Source organism: Streptococcus sp. HMSC062H02 (genome assembly GCF_001813005.1).
Lineage (GTDB): Bacteria > Bacillota > Bacilli > Lactobacillales > Streptococcaceae > Streptococcus > Streptococcus oralis_S.
This window is the reverse complement of the sequence record NZ_KV811125.1, coordinates 526-891: the sequence shown is the minus strand read 5'-3', so window position 1 is coordinate 891 and position 366 is coordinate 526. Positions and strand designations below refer to the sequence as shown.

At 39.3% G+C, this 366-nt stretch carries 1 pseudogene; it reads left to right on the top strand.

Features of this window, described 5'->3' with window-relative positions:
- Window positions 1–366 (top strand): annotated as a pseudogene (locus tag HMPREF2885_RS10195) (hypothetical protein); the annotation flags it as partial.

Genomic DNA, 366 nt, shown 5'->3' with positions numbered 1-366 from the left:
CAGCTATTGATAAATTGAGTAAGTCTTCAAATGATCGTGGTGAATTAGTAGGTAAAGATTTAGAAGCAATTGCTACTGTTACTTACGATGAAACTAGCAATGTTGTGACTTTTGAAATCAGCGACAAGGATGTTCTTGAAGCCTTGAAGGGAAGTACCGTACGTCTTGTACTTTACACTAACTTCAAAGAAGGAACAGATTTTACACAATTCGCTGCTGGTGTTCCTAATAAAGCTAAAGTAAGCTTTAACCATAATCCACAGCCTACCAATACAGTTATGGTGTTCCCACCTAAACCGGAGGAGCCAACAAAACCAACTCCTGTTGGGAATGTTCCACCAAAAGATCCAGGCAAAAACTTGCCAA